The sequence below is a fragment of the Modestobacter sp. KNN46-3 genome (assembly GCF_011039295.1).
In genome coordinates this window covers 1-17,667 of record NZ_JAAKGN010000099.1, presented here as the reverse complement: position 1 = coordinate 17,667, position 17,667 = coordinate 1, and the positions used below count along the sequence as shown (strand labels likewise).

Below are 17,667 nucleotides of genomic sequence, written 5' to 3'. Positions count from 1 at the left end.
TGCCCGGCCGGAACTCCAGCCAGTAGGCGACCTTGCTGGAGGCGGTCAGCTTCACCGCTCGCGTGCCGCTGGACCCGGAGATGGGTGAGAGCGTGTGGACCCCCGCCCCGCTGGCCGGGGTCACCTCCACCTGCTGCGCGGCCGGCAGGACGCCCAGGGCGCTCGCGTGGAGAGCGCTCAGGCTCCCCACCTGGCCCCAGGAGATCCCCATGACGTCGTAGTAGTCACGGTAGGAGCTGACCTGACACGTCGAGGCCGCCGACTCCTCCACCGTTGCCGAGCACTGGAGCTGCGACGAGTGGTTCAGCCCCATGTTGTGCCCGAACTCGTGTGCCACCACGGAGGTGGCCGGGGCCTGGACGTAGGCGAGCCCGCCGCTGTCGATGCTCGTGCCCAGGGTGCCCAGGCCGTAGCTGCAGCCCGGCGCCCCGGAGGGCACGTAGACGAGGAGGTGCTTGCGTGCCCCCGCGGTCCAGCCCGCCCGATCGGCGGCGGCCTGCCACAGGGCGAACGGGTCGCTGCAGGTCGCGGTCGTCGTCGCCCAGTCGAACCCGGCCACCACGCCGAAGCGCGCTGCGCCGGCGGACTGCTGCTCCCAGAAGTCGCCCACCGCGCCGTTCACCACGTTCGTCAGGGTCGCGAGGGTGGTGGAATCGCGGGCGAAGCCCCCGGGCTGCATCAGCACGACGGTGACCTCGTGGTTGACCGCGGCCACCGTGGGGGCCGTCACCGGCTCCTCGGATGCGGCGAGGACCTCAGCGGCGACGAGTTCGTGTGCCGGCTCCAGCCCCTCCACCGCGGCGGTGTCCTGGACCTCGGCGCCCAGGGTCACCTGGACGGTGGCACCCGTCTCCACGTCCGTCACGTCACCGGTGGAGACCCGGACCGTGTCGCCGGACTCGGTCTGCACCCAGCTGAGCAGTGTGTCGTCGTGTCCGGCCTCGTCGTGTCCGGCCTCGTCGTGTCCGGCCTCGTCGTGCTCGGCCGCATCGTGCTCGGCTTCCGCCTCGTGGCCCGGGTCGGACGGAGCCGGGTCCGCGTAGGCCTGCACCAGCTCACCCAGCACGATGTCACCGGGCTCGGGCTCGGGCGCGGCCGCGTCGTCCGCCGCTTCCACGGTGGTCGTCGCCGGCACCTCTGTCGTGACCGGTGCCTCGGTCGTCGCCGGCGCCTCGGTCGTCGTCGGTGCCTCGGTCGTCGTCGGCGCCTCGGTCGTGACCGGCGCCTCGGAGGTCAGCGGCGCCGCAGAGGTCGCCGGTGCCTCGGTCGCCGTGGGTGCCTCGGTCGCGTCGGCGGTGACGGTCGGAGTGGCCGATGACGCGTCGTCCGCGCGGGCGTGGCCCGGGCCGGTCGCGAGCATCCCAGCCAGCACGACTGAGACCGTGACCAGTCCTCCGGAACGGAGGCGCAGTCGGTGGTGGAAGTGCACGGGGAGCTCCTGACCGAGAAGGGATCTCGATCAGGATCGGCACGATCACCGCAGAACTGGAGTGGACGATCCCAGGCCGCCCACGGGCTCCCGGCCGGGACGCTCGGGGGCAGCGCCCCGGGGGTCAGCTGTGCTCGTCCTCGATCCCCATCAGCCGGCGGCCGGCCTCGGTGATCGACCCGGACAGCGACGGGTAGATCGCGAAGGTCTGCGCCAGGTCCCCGGCGGTCAGGCCCTTCGTGACCGCGAGCGCGATTGGCAGAATCAGCTCCGACGCCCCCGGGGCGACCACGACACCGCCGACGACGACGTCGGTGGAGCGGCGGGTGAACAGCTTGACGAACCCGCTGTGCAGGTCGCCCATCTTGGCCCGGGCGTTGGTGGCCAGCGGCAACCGGACGACCTCGACGTCGGCGTCCTCGGTCAGCGTCTTCTCCTGCACGCCGACGGTGGCGATCTCCGGGTGGGTGAAGACGTTGGCCGAGACGGTCTTCAACCGGATCGGCGCGACCGCCTCGCCGAGGGCGTGCCACATGGCGATCCGGCCCTGCATGGCGGCGACGGAGGCGAGCTGGAAGACGCCGGTCACGTCGCCGGCGGCGTAGACGCCGGCGACCGTGGTGCGGGACACCCGGTCGACGACGACGTGCCCGGCCGGCGTGAGCTCGACCCCACAGGCCTCCAGGTTCATCCCGCCGCTGTTGGGGACGGTGCCCACGGTCATCAGCGCGTGCGACCCCTCGACGACGCGGCCGTCGGTCAGCTCGACCCGGACGCCCTTCTCGGTGCGCACGACCTTCTCCGCGCGGCTGCGCTCGGCGATCCGGCCACCCCGGGACTGGAAGACCTCCTCGACGACGGCCGCGGCGTCCGCGTCCTCCCCGGGGAGCACCTGGTCGCGCGAGGACACCAGGGTGACCGGCACGCCGGCCTCCAGGTAGCCGGAGGCGAACTCCGCCCCGGTGACGCCGGAGCCGATCACGATCAGGTGCTCGGGCATCTCGTCGAGCTCGTAGACGTCGCGCCAGGACAGGATCCGCTCACCGTCCGGCTCGGCGCCCGGCAGCACCCGCGGGTCGGCGCCGGTGGCGATGAGCACCACGTCGCCCTCGATCGTCTCGGCGACCTGTCCGTCGGCGTCCAGCACCTCGACCCGGTGCACGGTCAGCCCGCGCGCCTCGTCGGCGAGCCGGGCCGAGGCACGGATGATCCGCACCCCCTCGGACTCCAGGCGGTGGTGGATGTCCGAGGACTGGGCGACCGCCAGGCCCTTGATCCGGCTGTTCACCGTCGCCAGGTCGAGAGCCGCGCGGCCCAGCTCGGTACCGGTGACCCCCAGGGCGACGGAGTCGCGCACCCAGGTCATCGCACCGGCGGAGGCGATGAAGGTCTTGGACGGCACACAGTCGGTCAGCACGCTGGCACCGCCGATGCCGTCGCGCTCGACGACGGTGACGTCCGCGCCGAGCTGGGCGGCGACGAGCGCGGCCTCGTACCCGGCCGGGCCGCCGCCGATGATCACGATGCGGGTCATGGGTGCTGCTCCCAGTGCTGGACCGATGTGTGCACCCGCCATTGTCCCTGTTGCCGTGTCCGCCGTCGCCCACCCACGCGGGCGGGCACCGTACGGCGTGCTCGTTACGCTCGTGCCGATGGGCGTCCATGCGGTGGACGGGTCGAACGCGAGCTGAGGACGACGTGACCACCGAGCAGCAGAGGCCGGGCGACCTGTGGGGACAGCTGGTCCGCTTCGTCGTCGTCGGCCTGTTGAGCGCCGTCGTCGACCTCGCCGTCTACACCCTCGCCCTGCACCTCGGCCTGTGGGTGCACGCCGCCCGGGCACTGAGCTTCGTCTGCGGCACGACCACCGCCTATGCACTGAACCGGCGGTGGGCGTTCCGGGTGGCAGGTGGCCGCAACCGGGCGCTCGGCTTCACGCTGCTCTACAGCACGACCTTCTTCGTCATCCTCGGTGTGAACGCGCTCGCGCTCGCCGTCCTCCCCGAGCGCTCGTGGACCATCACGCTGGCCTGGGCGATCTCCCAGGGGTTCGGCACGGCGGTCAACTTCGTGATGCTGCGGACCGTCGTCTTCCGGAGCTGAGGGTCACGCCGGGGAGGTCCCGAAGGCGTCCAGCAGCCGGCGCGCGGCCAGCGCCGGGGTGAGCTCGCCGGCCAGCACCGCCGTCTCCAGCTCCGGCGCCGCCGACCGCACCGCGGGGTGCTCGCGCAGCTGGTGCTCCAGCCCGTCGCGGACCAGCTGCCAGGTCCAGCGCACCTGCTGCGTCCGGCGCCGCTCGTCGAGCTGCCCCGCGGCCCGCATCCGGTCCTGGTGCTGGACCACCGCGGCCCAGACCTCGGCCAGCCCCGCGCCGCTGAGCCCCGCACAGGTGAGCACGGGGACGGCTTCGCCGCGCAGCATCCGCATGGCCCCGGCCAGCTCGCGGGCGGCGCGGCGGGCGTCGACCTCCCCGGGGCCGTCGGCCTTGTTGACCGCGATGACGTCGGCGATCTCCAGGATGCCGCGCTTGATCCCCTGCAGCTGGTCACCGGTGCGGGCCAGGGTGAGGAAGAGGAAGGAGTCGACCATCTCCGCGACGGCGACCTCCGACTGGCCGACGCCGACGGTCTCCACCAGGACGACGTCGTGACCGGCCGCCTCGACCACGACCATCGACTCCCGGGTCGCCTGTGCGACGCCACCGAGCGTGCCGGCGGTGGGCGCGGGCCGGATGAACGCGTTCGGGTCGACGGCGAGGCGGGCCATCCGGGTCTTGTCGCCCAGGATCGAGCCACCGGACCGGGCCGACGACGGGTCGACGGCGAGCACCGCCACCTTCGACCCGGCCGCGGTGAGGTCGACGCCGAGGGAGTCGATGAACGTCGACTTCCCGACCCCGGGGACCCCGCTGATCCCCACCCGCCGGGCGTTCCCGGCGTGCGGCAGCAGGTGCACCAGCAGCTCCTGGGCGGCCTCCCTGTGGTCGGCGCGGCGCGACTCGACCAGCGTGATCGCCCGCGCCATCGCCCGCCGGTCCCCGGCGAGCACCCCCTCGGTCAACCCGGGGACGTCGACGGACCGGCCGACCGAGGGGCCAAAGTCGCGACTTTGGCCCTCCGTCACGAGTGGCCGAGCCGGGTGGAGAGGGTGCGGAGCAGGTCCTGTGCAGCGTCGGCGATCACCGTGCCGGGCGGGAAGACGGCGGCCGCGCCCATCTCCTTCAGGGTCGGGACGTCGTCCGGCGGGATCACCCCGCCCACCACGACCAGGACGTCGTCGGCCCCGAGCTCGGCGAGGGCGTCGCGCAGCGCGGGCACCAGCGTGAGGTGGCCGGCGGCGAGCGAGGAGACGCCGACCACGTGCACGTCGGCCTCGACGGCCTGCCGGGCGACCTCCTCCGGCGTCTGGAACAGCGGGCCGACGTCGACGTCGAACCCGAGGTCGGCGAAGGCGGTGGCGATCACCTTCTGCCCGCGGTCGTGCCCGTCCTGGCCCATCTTCGCCACCAGGATCCGCGGCCGGCGCCCCTCGGCCTCGGCGAACGCCGACGCCAGCGCACGGGTCTCCTCCACCGGGCCGGACCCTCCTGCCTCGTCTCGGTACACCCCGGAGATGGTGCGCACCTGGCCGGAGTGCCGCCCGTAGACCGCCTCCAGCGCGTCGGAGATCTCCCCCACCGTCGCCTTCGCCCGTGCGGCGTCGACGGCCAGCTTCAGCAGGTTGGCGTCCAGGTCGCTGCCGCGCCGACCGTCGGCCGCGGCGCGGGCGGCATCGGTCAGCCGGCCCAGCGCCTCGGTCACCGCGGCCCCGTCCCGGGAGGCGCGCAACTCGGCCAGCTTCGCCTTCTGCTGGGCCAGCACGTCGGCGTTGTCGACCCGGAGCACGTCGACCGCCTCGTCGGACTCGACCCGGTACTTGTTCACCCCGATCACCGGCTGGCGGCCGGAGTCGATCCGGGCCTGGGTGCGGGCCGCGGCCTCCTCGATCCGCAACTTCGGGATGCCGTCGTCGATCGCCTGCGCCATGCCCCCGTGCTCGGCGACCTCCTGGATGTGCGCCCACGCCCGGCGGGCCAGGTCGTAGGTCAGCTTCTCCACGTACGCCGACCCACCCCACGGGTCGATGACCCGCGTCGTCCCCGACTCCTGCTGCAGCAGCAGCTGGGTGTTGCGGGCGATCCGGGCGGAGAAGTCCGTCGGCAGCGCGAGCGCCTCGTCCAGGGCGTTGGTGTGCAGCGACTGGGTGTGCCCCTGCGTGGCGGCCATCGCCTCCAGGCAGGTGCGGACGACATTGTTGTAGACGTCCTGCGCGGTCAGCGACCAGCCCGAGGTCTGGCAGTGGGTGCGCAGCGACATCGACTTCTCCTTGGTCGCCCCCGCTTCCTTCACCAGCTTCGCCCACAGCAGCCGGCCGGCCCGCAGCTTGGCGACCTCCATGAAGAAGTTCATGCCGATGCCCCAGAAGAAGCTCAGCCGGGGCGCGAACACGTCGACGTCCAGGCCCGCTGCCTTGCCCGCCTGCAGGTACTCCACCCCGTCGGCGAGGGTGTAGGCCAGCTCCAGATCGGCCGTCGCCCCGGCCTCCTGGATGTGGTAGCCGGAGATGGAGATCGAGTTGAACCGCGGCATCTGGGTGGAGGTGAAGCTGAAGATGTCGCTGATGATCTGCATCGAGGGCTTCGGCGGGTAGATGTAGGTGTTGCGGACCATGAACTCCTTGAGGATGTCGTTCTGGATCGTCCCCGTGAGCTGGTCCGGGCTCACCCCCTGCTCCTCCGCCGCCACCACGTAGAGCGCCAGCACCGGCAGCACGGCGCCGTTCATCGTCATCGACACGCTCATCCGGTCCAGCGGGATGCCGTCGAACAGCTGCCGCATGTCCAGGATCGAGTCGATCGCCACCCCCGCCATCCCCACGTCGCCGACCACGCGCGGGTGGTCGGAGTCGTAACCCCGGTGGGTGGGCAGGTCGAAGGCGACCGACAGGCCCTTCTGCCCGGCGGCCAGGTTGCGCCGGTAGAAGGCGTTGGACGCCGACGCCGTGGAGAACCCGGCGTACTGCCGCACCGTCCACGGCTGGGTCGTGTACATCGTCGGGTAGGGCCCGCGCAGGTAGGGCGCGATGCCCGGGAGGGTGTCCAGGAAGTCGACGTCGGCCAGGTCGGCGGCGGTGAACAGCGGCGGGACGGCGATCCCCTCCGGCGTCTGCCAGGTCGCCTCGCCGACGTCCCGGCCGGTGGCGTCGGCGTAGGCCTTCGCCCAGTCGTCCGGCGTCGCCGTCGGCTCGCGGCGGCCCAGCTCCAGGTCGCCGAAGTCGGGGATCGCGCTCATGCCGACACCTCCTGGTCAGGACCACCGAAATGGCCATCTTGGTGGTCGGGGAGGAGGTCGGCGAGGACCGTCGTCAGGACCTCCAGGGCGTCGCACCCGGCGTGCACGTAGCCGTCGACCCCGTCCACCGCCAGGGACGGCGGCCCGGCCAGCCAGACCTGGGCGGCGCCGGCGGCCCGCAGCTCTGCGGCGAGCGAGGCGGCGGAGTCGGCGTAGTCCCGGTCGGTGCCGCAGATGCAGGCCACCGTCGTCCCGGCGAGGCCGTCCACCCCGTCCCCGGTCGGCGCCGCCAGCCCCCCGGCACCGAACAGGTTGGCCGCGAACGTGGCCCGGGCGGTGTGCCGGGCGACCGGCCCGATCGTGGCCAGGTGCACCCGCGGGCGGGGATCGACGGACTCGACCCGGTCGCGCAGCTGCTCGAACGCCTGCGCGGCCCGCACCCGCGGCAGCCCGCCCGGGGCGGGCGGCAGCGCCTCGGCGGCCGGACGGCGGCTGGGCAGCACCTCGGTCGGGTTCGGGAACTCGGTGACGCCGGTGATCGCGTCGGTGCGGTGCGCCACCCGCTCCTGCCGCTCCGCCCAGGCAGCGCCGATGCGGTCGGCGACCAGCCCGGAGGAGAGCGCCGCGGCCAGCCCGCCGGCCCGCTCGACCTCGGTGAACCAGGACCAGGCGGCCTGGGCGAGGGACTCGGTGAGCGACTCGACGTACCAGGAGCCGCCGGCCGGGTCGAGCACCCGGGCGAGGTGCGCCTCCTCCACCAGCAGGCTCTGGGTGTTGCGGGCGATCCGCCGGGCGAAGGCGTCGGGCAGCCCGAGCGCGGCATCGAAGGGCTGCACCGTCACCACGTCGGCACCGCCGACACCGGCGGCGAAGCAGGCGACCGTGGTGCGCAGCATGTTCACCCACGGGTCGTGCCGGGTGACCATCACGTTCGAGGTGACCGCGTGCTGGCGCATCGCGCGCGCCTCGGCCGGCACGCCGCTGGCCTCCCCGACCCGGTCCCACAGCCGGCGCGCCGCCCGCAGCGCGGCGATGGCGGTGAACTGGTCGGCGCTCGCCGACAGCCGGAACTCCAACTGCCCGAAGGCATCGCCGACGTCCAGCCCGCCCTCGGTGAGCGCCCGCAGGTAGGCCACCCCGGCGGCGACCGCACACCCGAGCTCCTCCACCACCGAGCCCCCGGCGTCGGCGAACACCGTGCCGTCGACGACGACGGTGCGCCAGCCCGCGGGGGCGCGGCGGGCCAGGTCGGCCAGGCCGGTGAGGTCCTGCTGCTCGCCCGTCGCGGCCTGCACGCCCAGCGGGTCAAGCCCCAGGCAGCCGCCGGGCGCCAGGTCGGTGCGCCCCTCGACCAGCGCGAGGAACGCCTCCGCCGCCGGCACCCCGCCCTGCAGGGTCACCGGTGCCAGGTCCAGCAGGACGTCGGCCAGCACCTCGCCCAGCGCGTCGGCCGGCACCGCACCGTCGCCGACCACCAGCCACAGCGAGGAGACGCCGTTCTCCAGGTCGGCGGCGATCGCGTCCCGGGTGCGCGCCACGTCGGGGTCGGCGTGCCGCTGCCGCACGTCCCAGCCGGCCGGGACGTCGGGGTCGGCGCCCCCGGCCGCGGTCACCCCGGCGGCACCGGCCCGGGACCCGCGGACGAACGGCGGGAGCCCCGGTACGCCGGCCAGCGCGGGCAGGTCCCCGGCGTCCTCGGCGGTGTAGAGCGGGGCGACGGTCACCCCGGTGGCGACGGTGCGCGCCAGCGCGTCCTCCACCGGCTCGGGCAGTTCGTCCCGGCCGGCCTTGCGCAGCACCCCGGCCACCAGGTCGCGCCACTGGTCCCGGCTGGCCGCGGGGAACTCCCCGGCCAGGGTCAGCAGCTCGGGCGCGGCCGGCTCGGCCGGCGGGCCCGTGGGGCGCTGGTCGGTGGAGCTCATCGTCGGGTCCCCGCCTCTCAGGTGCCTGAGGGAAGTGCGTCGGAAGAGGTCTACAGGGCCGGGCCGACGGGTGTACCAGCGGGTACGGCATCGGCCGCCAGCGCGTGCAGCGCCGTGCGGGCCAGCAACCGCACCCCCACCCCGATCGCCCGCTCGTCGACGTCGAAGGTGCCGCGGTGCAGGTCCAACGTCTCGCCGCTGCCGTGCGTGCCCAGCCGGGCGAGCGCGATCGGCAGCACCTCGGCGAACCAGCCGAAGTCCTCCCCGCCCATGCTCTGCGGGGACAGCGCCACGCCCTCGCTGCCCACCGTCTCCAGCGCGGCGGAGCGGAGCAGGGCCACGCTGCGCGGGTCGTTGACCACCGGCGGCACCCCGCGCACGTAGTCGATCGACACCCGGGCTCCCGAGGCGGTCGCGACGTCGGTGACCAGCCGGCGCACGAGCTCCTCGGCCTCGCTCCACACCGCGCGGTCGAGCACCCGCAGCGTGCCGCGCAGCTGGCCGGTCTCCGGGATGGTGTTGGCCGCCACCCCCGCGCTGATCGCACCCCACACCAACGACACGCCGGCCCGCGGGTCGACCAGCCGGGACAGCAGCCCGGGCACCTCGGTGACCACCTGGCCCATCGCGTGCACCAGGTCGACGGTCAGCTGCGGCCGGGCGGTGTGCCCACCCGGACCGGTGAGCGTCACCTCCACCCGGTCACAGGCCGCGGTGATCGCGCCGGTGCGCAGCCCGACCGACCCGGCCGTCAGCGAGGGGTCGCAGTGCAGTGCGAACGCGCGGGTCGCACCGGCCAGCACGCCTTCGTCGAGGACCTCCAGCCCCCCACCGGGCACTTGCTCCTCGGCGGGCTGGAAGACGCACCGGACGGTGCCGGGCAGCTCGTCCAGCGAGGCCAGCGCCAGCGCGACCCCGAGCAGCACGGTGGTGTGCACGTCGTGGCCGCAGGCGTGGCAGAGCCCCTCGCGGGTGGAGGCGTACGGGACGTCCTTGAGGTCGGCCAGCGGCAGCGCGTCGATGTCGGCGCGCAGCACGACGACCGGCCCGGCGTCCGGGTCGCCCCCGACGTCACAGACCAGCCCGGTGCCGGACTTCAGCCGGCGGGGCGCGAGGCCCGCCGCGGTGAGCCGCTGCTCCAGGAAGGCGGTGGTCTCGTGCTCGACGAAGCCCAGCTCGGGGTGGGCGTGCAGGTGCCGCCGGACGGCGACCAGCTCGTCCTGGTGTGCCTCCGACCAGGCGTCGACGGTCTGGCCGTGGAGCTCCACCGCGCTGGTCGTCTCCCCGCCGCTCACGCCGTCCCCGTCGTCGGCAGCCCGTCGCGGAGCTCGGCGAGCAGGCTGTCGACCACCGGCGGGAGCTCACCGTCGTGCGCGGCGGCCACGGCGCGCTGGCGCTGGTAGGAGGCGCCGGCGTCCAGCACCCGCCGGACGTCGAGGAGCTCGTCCTCGCAGCCGAGCTTGCGGGCGGTCGGCAGCAGCTCCTCGACCACGTCGGCGATCGCCTCGCGCACCGGGCGCACGGTGCACTGCTCGTCGACGACGATCTCGGCGTCCAGCCCGTAGCGCACCGCCCGCCACTTGTTCTCCCGCACGACCCAGTCCGCCGGCGAGGGCAGGGTGTAGCCACGGTCGAGCTGGGTGTCGAACTGCTCGACCAGGCACTGGGCGAGCGCGGCGACGGCACCGATCTCGTCGAGGGTGGGCAGGCCGTCGCAGATCCGGAGCTCGACGGTGCCGAAGTCCGGGTGCGGGCGGATGTCCCACCACACCTCGCGGACGCTCTCGATGGCGCCCGCGTCGATCAGCGTGCCCATGTACTCCTCGAACTCGCCCCAGTCGGCCAGCTGGTAGGGCAGCCCGGCGGTCGGCATCGCCTCGAACACCTTGGTGCGGGCCGACGCCAGCCCGGTGTCGCAGCCGGACCAGTAGGGCGAGGACGCCGACAGCGCCAGGAAGTGCGGCACGTACTGCGTGAGCGCGTTCACGATCGGGATGATCTTGTCGGGCGAGCGGACGCCGACGTGCACGTGCACCCCAAAGATCTGCAGCCGCCGGGCCGGCCACTGCATCCGCTCGACGAGCTCCGCGTAGCGCTCCTTCGGCGAGATCTCCTGGCTGTCCCACCGGGTGAACGGGTGGCTGCCGGCGCACATCACGCCCAGGCCGCGCCGCTCGGCGGCGGCGACCACCTCGGCCAGGGTGCCGGCCAGGTCGGCCTTCGCCTCGGCGACGGTGCTGCAGATCCCGGTGATGATCTCGATCGTCGACTGCAGCAGCTCGTGCTTGGCCTTGGGGTGCTCGTCGAGGCCGTCGGGGGTGAGCTCGGCGAGGATCTCGGTGGCGCCGGAGGTCAGCTCGCGGGTCTGGGGGTCGATGAGCTGCAGCTCCCACTCCACTCCCAGGCTGGCGCGCTCGGACGAGTGGAAGGGGATCTGCACCCCGCGAGTCTAGAGAGGGCGGCGGCCCCCCGCCGGACGATGAGCGACCCGCCCGCCCTTCCTATGCTCACGGGGTGAGCCAGCCGACCCCCGCGCACCCTGCCGATCCCGCCGCCCTCGCCGCCCAGGCGGCCGAGCAGCTGACCACCACCCTGGGCGAGGGCCACGACGTCGCCGTGGTGATGGGCTCGGGCTGGGCCCCGGCCGCCGACGCCTTCGGCGAGACGCTGGCCAGCGTGGCCATCGGCGACCTGCCCGGGTTCGCCGCCCCGACCGTCACCGGGCACGGCGGGGAGATCCGCTCGGTGCAGGTCGGCGCGCGCAAGGTGCTGCTCTTCCTCGGCCGCACGCACCTCTACGAGGGCCGCGGGGTCGAGCCGGTGGTGCACGGCATCCGCACCGCCGCCGCGGCCGGGGTGCGGACCGTCGTCCTCACCAACGCCGCCGGCGGCCTGGCCCCCGACCACCGGGTCGGGCAGGCGGTGCTGATCAGCGACCACCTGAACATGACCGCCCGATCGCCGCTGGTGGGCGCCACCTTCGTCGACCTCACCGACCTGTACTCCGCCCGGCTGCGCACCCTGGCCAAGGAGATCGACCCGTCGCTGACCGAGGGCGTCTACGCGGCGCTGCCCGGCCCGCACTTCGAGACCCCGGCCGAGATCCGGATGCTCACCACGCTGGGCGCGGACCTGGTCGGCATGTCCACCGCGCTGGAGGCGATCGCCGCCCGGGCGGCCGGGTTGGAGGTGTTCGGCCTGTCGATGGTCACCAACGCCGCCGCCGGCATCACCGGCGAAACCCTGGACCACCTCGAGGTGCTGGAGGCGGGCAAGGCCGCGGCCGGCCGGCTGGGCGCCTTCCTGGTGGAGCTGATCGGGCGGATGCCGTGAGCGGAGAGGGCCGTGAGCATCGCAGCGAGGAACGAGCGAGGAGCGGAGCGGCCCGCGGGGGCAAACCGTCGAGCACCGTGACCGGGCCGGTCCTGGTCACCGGCGCCGCCGGCGGGCTCGGGACGGCGCTGCGCGGCGGGCTGCCGGAGCGCGGCTGGGCGCTGCGCAGCCTGGACGTGGTGCCGATCGAGGACCCCCGCCCGGGCGAGGAGCACCTGGTGGCCGATGCCGCCGACCTGCCCGCGGTGACCGGGGCGGCGCAGGGCGCGGCCGCCGTGGTCCACCTGGCCGGCATCCTCGGCGAGGCGACCTGGCCGGCGATCGTCCGCTCGCACATCGAGACCACCCGCACCGCGCTGGAGGCCGCCCGGAAGGCCGGCGTCCGCCGCGTGGTGCTGGCCAGCAGCAACCACGCCAGCGGCTTCACCCCCCGGCCGGAGTCCGGCCTGCTCACCGAGGCCGACGCTCCCCCGCGCCCGGACACCTACTACGGGGTGGCCAAGGTGACCATGGAGGCGCTCGGCTCGCTGTACGCCGACCGGTACGGCCTGGACGTCGTCTGCCTGCGGATCGGCAGCGCCTTCCCCCGGCCGACCACGGTCCGTCAGCTGGCCACCTGGCTCTCCCCCGGCGACACCGTGCGGCTGGTCGACGCGGCGCTGCGCGCGCCCTCCCCCGGCTTCCGGGTGGTCTGGGGCGTCTCGGCGAACACCCGCGGCTGGTGGGACCTCACCGCCGCCCGTGCGCTGGGCTACGAGCCGGCCGACGACGCGGAGGCGTACGCCGCCGAGCTGATCGCCGCCCAGGGCGAGGCGGACCCGGCCGACCCGGTGCACGCCCGGGTGGGCGGGGAGTACACGCTGCCCGGTGTGGACGTCGACGTGGTCGAGGCAGCGCAGGGGCCGGTCCAGCCGAGCGGGGGCCCGCGATGACCGACCTGCTGGCCACCGCCCGCGCCTGGGCCGCCGCCGACCCGCACGCCGGTGACCGCGCGGAGATCGAGGCCCTGGTCGACGCAGGTGACGCGACCGAGCTGCAGCGCCGGTTCACCGGGCCGCTGACCTTCGGCACCGCCGGGCTCCGCGGCCCGCTGCGCGCCGGCCCGGCCGGGATGAACGCCGCCGTGGTCAGCCGCGCCGCCGCCGGGCTGGCCCGGTACCTCACCGACACCGGCCAGGGTGGGCGCGGCGTGGTCATCGGCTACGACGCCCGGCACCGCTCCGACGAGTTCGCGCACGTCTCCGCCGCCGTCCTCACCGGCGCCGGGTTCGCCGTCTCGGTGCTGCCCCGCCCACTGCCCACGCCGGTGCTGTCCTACGCCGTCCGGCACCTGGGCGCGGTCGCCGGGGTGATGGTCACCGCCAGCCACAACCCGCCGCAGGACAACGGCTACAAGGTCTACCTCGCCGACGGTGCCCAGCTGGTGCCGCCGGCCGACCGGGAGATCGAGGCCGCGATCGCGGCCATCGGCCCGGCCCGCGACATCCCGCTCGGGGACGACTGGACCACCCTCGGCGACGACGTCGAGGCCGATTACGTCGCCGCGGTGGTGCGCGCCCTGGAGCCCGGCCGGGTGGACGCCACGGCCCGCCGACGTCTCGTGGTGGCCTACACCGCGATGCACGGCGTGGGTTCGGCGACCACCCAGCGGGTGTTCGAGGCCGGCGGCTTCGCCGCGCTGCACTGCGTCGCGGAGCAGGACCGGCCCGACCCGGCGTTCCCGACGGTCGCCTTCCCCAACCCGGAGGAGCCGGGTGCGGTCGACCTGCTGACCGCGCTGGCCGACCGCACCGGCGCCGACGTCGCGATCGCCGAGGACCCGGACGCCGACCGCTGCTCGGTGGTGGTCGGTGGGCGGCAGCTGACCGGCGACGAGGTGGGGGTGCTGCTGGGCGACTGGCTGCTCCGCCGGGGCGTGCGCGGCACCTACGCGAACTCGCTGGTCAGCGGCTCACTGCTGGGCACGATCGCCGGAGCGCACGGTGCGCCGTTCGAGCAGACGCCGACCGGCTTCAAGTGGATCATCCGGGCCGGGTCGGCGGCGGCGCCGCTGGTCTTCGGCTACGAGGAGGCGCTGGGCTACGCGGTGTCACCCTCGGTCGCGCACGACAAGGACGGCGTCTCCGCCGCCCTGGCGGTGGCGCTGCTGGCCGCCGAGCTCGCCGTCGACGGCCGCACGCTGACCGACCGGCTCGACGAGCTGGCGGTCGAGCACGGCCTGTACGCCACCGGCCAGTACTCGGTGCGGGTCGAGGACCTGACGCTGATCTCCGGCGCGATGACCCGGCTGCGCGCCCAGCCGCCGGCCCAGCTGCTCGGCCGGCAGGTCGAGGTGGTCGACCTGCAGCACGCCGATCCCCCGCTGGACGCGGTCCGGCTGACCGGCGAGGGCGTGCGGGTGATCGTGCGGCCCAGTGGCACCGAGCCGAAGCTCAAGGCCTACCTGGAGACCGTCGTCCCGGTGCCCGACGCCGCCGGACTGCCGGCGGCCCGCAGCCAGGGGACGGACCAGCTGGACCGGCTGCGGGAGGAGATGGCCACCGCCCTCGGGTTGTGACCGCTCGGCGTCAGCCCCAGTAGGGCGGCCGTTCCGGCTCGGGTGCCGGCTCCGGCTGCGGCTGCTGGCCGACGGTCGGAGCAGCGGACGGCGGCGGGCCGTACCGGTTGGGGCCGCCGTCGCCGCGGAGGAAGCCGGTGATCACCAGCAGCGCCACCTGGCCGAACAGCGGCACCAACCCGATCAGCAGCCACCACGCGGACATGCCGCGGTCGTGCAGCCGGGTGGCGCCACTGGAGATCGACGCAGGCGCAGCGAGCAGCCCGATCGTCGTCACGATCGGCCCGTAGCCGGTCTCACCCGTCGCGATGCTCTCCAGCGAGCTGTTGCCGAGGGCCACGTCGGCCATCAGGGCCAGCACGCTGAGCACCCCGATGGGCAGGGCGTACTGCAGCCACCAGGTGCTCCGGTCGATGCGCCCCCGGCGCACGTACCACTGCCAGAAGTCCACGGGTCCAGTCTGCCTCGCCGAGCGCCGGTCAGCGAGGAGGTGGCCCGTACCGGTTCGGCTGCGGCTGCGTCCCGAGGAAGCCACACGTGATGAACAGCACCAGCCACCCGAACACCGGGACGATCGCCCAGAGCAGCCACCAGGCCGAGTGGTCGCGGTCGTGCAGCCGGGTCACGGTGGCCGCGACGTTCGGCACGGCGAGCGCGAGGGCGACGAGCGCGGTCACCGGCCCGCCCTCGGTGGGGAAGAACCAGAGGACGTCGGCCACGTCGACGACGCCCTCCCGGTCCTCGAACCTGGGCCAGCTGTCCGGGAACCACTGCGCGTCCACCACCGAGGCCATCAGCCCGAACAGGCCGATGAGCAGCACGTACCGCAGCCACCAGTCGCTGCGCCGGATCCGCCCGGTGGGCACGTACCAGCCGAGCAGGCCCCCACGTCCGTCGTTCCCGCTCATCCCCCGACGCTCTCCCGGCAGCCGGTCGCCAACGACCGTTGCGCCGCCTCCAGCACCCGGACGACGTCTCGCCCGAAGGTGACGTCGCACGGGTGCGCCCCGCCGGTCAGCGCAGCGGCCTGCAGCTCGTCGACGGCGACCGCGTGGGCCTCGACCGCGGTACCGGACTCGGGCAGCAGCACCAGCCGGCCGGCGTCCCCGTGCACCCAGATGTCGATGCCGGTGGCCAGCTCGGCCACGGTCGCCGAGACGGTCACCGTGCTCGCGCGGCCCTCGGGGTGGATGAGCACCAGGTGGACCGTGTCGCCCTGCCCGGCGCCGGCCTGCACTGCGCTCACCGGCCCGAGCGCCGGGACCAGGAGGGAGAGCGCGTGCGGTCCGACGTCCCACAGCGCGCCGTGCTCCAGCCGCCACGGCGTCTCGAACGGCGAACCCGCCAGCCGGCCCAGCCAGGTGACCGCCCCGCCGGCCAGGGCGATGCGCGATGCCTGCTCGAGCCAGGTGGAGGTCGCCGTCCGGAAACGGTTGGTGAAGAAGACCACCGAGGCGACCCCGGCGTCCTCGACCGCGGCGACCACCCGGTCGGCTGCAGCGACCGACAGCGCCACCGGCTTCTCCAGCAGCAGGTGCTTGCCCGCGGCCGCCACGCGCTCGGCGAGCGGCGCCTGCACGTCCGGCGGCAGCGCGAAGCTGACCGCGTCGACGTCGGCGAGCAGGGCGTCGAGGTCGTCGGTGCCGGGGACCTCGAACTGCGCCCCGGCCGCCTTCGCCTTGGCCAGGTCCCGGCCCCACACGCCGACCAGCTCGGCGTCCGGGTGCCCGGCCAGCGAGGTGGCGTGCACCTCGGTCGCCCAGAAGCCGGTGCCGAGCACGCCGAACCGCATGCTCAGACCGCGCCGAACTGGCGGTCCCCGGCGTCACCCAGGCCGGGGACGATGTAGGCGTTCTCGTTGAGCCGCTCGTCGACGCTGGCGGTGAAGACGCGCAGCGGCAGGCCGCTGGCCTCCAGCCGCTCCAGCCCCTCGGGGGCGGCCAGCGCGCAGAGCACGGTGATGTCGGAGCAGCCGCGGTCGGTGAGCAGCGAGCAGCAGTGCACCAGCGAGCCGCCGGTGGCCAGCATCGGGTCGAGCACGAAGACCTGGCGGCCGACGAGCGACTCGGGCAGCGAGGCCATGTAGGCCTCCGGCTGGAAGGTCACCTCGTTGCGGGCCAGCCCGACGAAGCCCATCTGCGACTCCGGCAGCATCCCGTGCGCGGTGTCGGCCATGCCGAGGCCCGCGCGCAGCACCGGCACGATCAGCGGCGGTGCGGCCAGCCGGTAGCCGGTGGTGTCGGTGACCGGGGTGGTGATCGGCTCCTCGGCGACGGCGAGGTCGCGGCTGGCCTCGTAGACCAGGATCTGGGTGAGCTCCCGCAGCGCGGCCCGGAAGGCGGCGTTGTCGGTGCGCTCGTCGCGCATCCGCGACAGTCGGGCGCGGGCGATCGGGTGGTCGACGACGGTCAGCTGCACGGCGCACACCGTATCGGCCTGCGGCTGCAGGTCAGGAGCGGAGCCGGGCAGCGGCCTCCCCGACCCCCGGCCCGGTGACCCCGGACGCCGAGACCGGTCGCCCGGTGGCCAGCAGCAGGAGGTCGCCGGCGGTGCCGCACACCTCGGGTCCGTCGCCTCCCACCCAGGCGGTGTCGGTGGCCACGAGGCGGAGCCCGCTCATCCGCCGGGCCGGGCGGCCGTAGAAGACGTTGGACCAGACGTGCTCAAGCGCCGGGACGGCGAGGTCGGGTGGCGTCGGCAGCCGACGGCCGAGTGGGCGGGCGATGTCCTGGCTGTGCACGAGGACGTCGACCAGCGGGTCCCAGCGGCTGGACACCCCGACCCGGCGGTCGAGGGCCGCGGTCTCGCGCAACTGCGCGGTGAGCACGGTCGGCGGGTGTGCAGCGGCGCGTTCCCGGGCGGCGCGGGCCTCGGCCCGGTCGAAGTCGCCGCGGGCCCGCAGGATGCGCAGCACCATGCCGGCGGTGGACTGCCGGGTGGAGAGGGTCAGGTGGGCCAGCACGTCGTGCACCGTCCAGCCCTGGCAGAGCGAGGGCGTCGTCCACTCGTGGTCGTGGAGGGTGTCGAGCAGGTCGGCGAGCACCCGCCGCTGAGCAGCGACCTCGGGGAGCATGGCGACGCGGGGTTCGGGCACGG

At 74.5% G+C, this 17,667-nt stretch carries 16 protein-coding genes; 4 read left to right on the top strand and 12 right to left on the bottom strand.

Annotated features, from left to right (window positions below; all coding sequences use genetic code 11):
• Window positions 1-1,372, bottom strand: a 1,372-nt coding sequence (locus G5C62_RS18215) for a reprolysin-like metallopeptidase (protein WP_206330712.1), incomplete at its 3' end; no start/stop codon positions are given.
• Between the two features lie 181 nt (window positions 1,373-1,553).
• Window positions 1,554-2,963 carry an NAD(P)H-quinone dehydrogenase gene (locus tag G5C62_RS18210; protein ID WP_164702141.1) on the bottom strand — a complete coding sequence of 470 codons (1,410 nt, stop codon included), beginning with the start codon at window positions 2,961-2,963 and terminating at the stop codon, window positions 1,554-1,556.
• 164 nt (window positions 2,964-3,127) lie between these two features.
• On the opposite strand from G5C62_RS18210, the gene G5C62_RS18205 reads away from it, so the two are divergent.
• On the top strand, window positions 3,128-3,532 hold the full coding sequence (locus G5C62_RS18205) for a GtrA family protein (RefSeq protein ID WP_241175972.1): 405 nt from the start codon (window positions 3,128-3,130) through the stop codon (window positions 3,530-3,532).
• Window positions 3,533-3,535: 3 nt separating this feature from the next.
• On the opposite strand, the gene meaB is transcribed toward G5C62_RS18205, so the two are convergent.
• The 5 genes from meaB to G5C62_RS18180 are packed head-to-tail and all read right to left on the bottom strand — an operon-like array spanning window position 3,536 to window position 11,121.
• Complete coding sequence (meaB, locus tag G5C62_RS18200) at window positions 3,536-4,552, bottom strand: methylmalonyl Co-A mutase-associated GTPase MeaB (protein ID WP_164702139.1); 1,017 nt, start codon at window positions 4,550-4,552, stop codon at window positions 3,536-3,538.
• Window positions 4,549-6,759 (bottom strand): methylmalonyl-CoA mutase, encoded by a 2,211-nt coding sequence (gene scpA, locus G5C62_RS18195; protein ID WP_164702138.1) that lies wholly within the window; start codon window positions 6,757-6,759, stop codon window positions 4,549-4,551. Before scpA ends, meaB begins: the two co-directional genes overlap by 4 nt.
• Entirely contained in the window at window positions 6,756-8,681 is a 1,926-nt protein-coding gene (locus tag G5C62_RS18190; RefSeq protein WP_164702137.1) for a methylmalonyl-CoA mutase subunit beta, read from the bottom strand. Before G5C62_RS18190 ends, scpA begins: the two co-directional genes overlap by 4 nt.
• A gap of 50 nt (window positions 8,682-8,731) precedes the next feature.
• On the bottom strand, window positions 8,732-9,976 hold the full coding sequence (locus G5C62_RS18185) for an amidohydrolase (protein WP_241175970.1): 1,245 nt from the start codon (window positions 9,974-9,976) through the stop codon (window positions 8,732-8,734).
• Entirely contained in the window at window positions 9,973-11,121 is a 1,149-nt protein-coding gene (locus tag G5C62_RS18180; RefSeq protein WP_164702136.1) for a glutamate--cysteine ligase, read from the bottom strand. The genes G5C62_RS18185 and G5C62_RS18180 overlap by 4 nt, the downstream gene beginning before the upstream one ends.
• A gap of 74 nt (window positions 11,122-11,195) precedes the next feature.
• On the opposite strand from G5C62_RS18180, the gene G5C62_RS18175 reads away from it, so the two are divergent.
• From G5C62_RS18175 to G5C62_RS18165, 3 genes are all read left to right on the top strand, one after another.
• On the top strand, window positions 11,196-12,014 hold the full coding sequence (locus G5C62_RS18175; RefSeq protein ID WP_164702135.1) for a purine-nucleoside phosphorylase: 819 nt from the start codon (window positions 11,196-11,198) through the stop codon (window positions 12,012-12,014).
• Window positions 12,015-12,091: 77 nt separating this feature from the next.
• Entirely contained in the window at window positions 12,092-12,946 is an 855-nt protein-coding gene (locus G5C62_RS18170) for an NAD(P)-dependent oxidoreductase (protein ID WP_164702134.1), read from the top strand.
• Window positions 12,943-14,571, top strand: a complete 1,629-nt coding sequence (locus G5C62_RS18165; RefSeq protein ID WP_164702133.1) for a phospho-sugar mutase — start codon at window positions 12,943-12,945, stop codon at window positions 14,569-14,571. The genes G5C62_RS18170 and G5C62_RS18165 overlap by 4 nt, the downstream gene beginning before the upstream one ends.
• Window positions 14,572-14,581: 10 nt before the next feature.
• On the opposite strand, the gene G5C62_RS18160 is transcribed toward G5C62_RS18165, so the two are convergent.
• The 5 genes from G5C62_RS18160 to G5C62_RS18140 form a co-directional block, all read right to left on the bottom strand.
• Window positions 14,582-15,022, bottom strand: a complete 441-nt coding sequence (locus G5C62_RS18160; protein WP_164702132.1) for a DUF805 domain-containing protein — start codon at window positions 15,020-15,022, stop codon at window positions 14,582-14,584.
• A gap of 28 nt (window positions 15,023-15,050) precedes the next feature.
• The gene (locus G5C62_RS18155) at window positions 15,051-15,479 is read right to left on the bottom strand and encodes a DUF805 domain-containing protein (RefSeq protein ID WP_164702131.1); all 429 of its coding nucleotides are present in this window, start codon (window positions 15,477-15,479) and stop codon (window positions 15,051-15,053) included.
• On the bottom strand, window positions 15,476-16,363 hold the full coding sequence (locus G5C62_RS18150; protein WP_164702130.1) for a Gfo/Idh/MocA family protein: 888 nt from the start codon (window positions 16,361-16,363) through the stop codon (window positions 15,476-15,478). The genes G5C62_RS18155 and G5C62_RS18150 overlap by 4 nt, the downstream gene beginning before the upstream one ends.
• A gap of 2 nt (window positions 16,364-16,365) precedes the next feature.
• On the bottom strand, window positions 16,366-16,989 hold the full coding sequence (gene upp / locus G5C62_RS18145; RefSeq protein WP_036335473.1) for a uracil phosphoribosyltransferase: 624 nt from the start codon (window positions 16,987-16,989) through the stop codon (window positions 16,366-16,368).
• A gap of 31 nt (window positions 16,990-17,020) precedes the next feature.
• Window positions 17,021-17,667, bottom strand: a 647-nt coding sequence (locus G5C62_RS18140; protein ID WP_206330711.1) for a maleylpyruvate isomerase family mycothiol-dependent enzyme, incomplete at its 5' end; no start/stop codon positions are given.

Bases quoted from the DNA above. Each gene is read 5' to 3' on its own strand.
- G5C62_RS18155 (WP_164702131.1), bottom strand. From the start codon at position 15,479: ATGAGCGGGAACGACGGACGTGGGGGCCTGCTCGGCTGGTACGTGCCC.
- scpA (WP_164702138.1), bottom strand. From the start codon at position 6,759: ATGAGCGCGATCCCCGACTTCGGCGACCTGGAGCTGGGCCGCCGCGAG.
- G5C62_RS18190 (WP_164702137.1), bottom strand. From the start codon at position 8,681: ATGAGCTCCACCGACCAGCGCCCCACGGGCCCGCCGGCCGAGCCGGCC.
- G5C62_RS18165 (WP_164702133.1), top strand. From the start codon at position 12,943: ATGACCGACCTGCTGGCCACCGCCCGCGCCTGGGCCGCCGCCGACCCG.
- G5C62_RS18210 (WP_164702141.1), bottom strand. From the start codon at position 2,963: ATGACCCGCATCGTGATCATCGGCGGCGGCCCGGCCGGGTACGAGGCC.
- G5C62_RS18150 (WP_164702130.1), bottom strand. From the start codon at position 16,363: ATGCGGTTCGGCGTGCTCGGCACCGGCTTCTGGGCGACCGAGGTGCAC.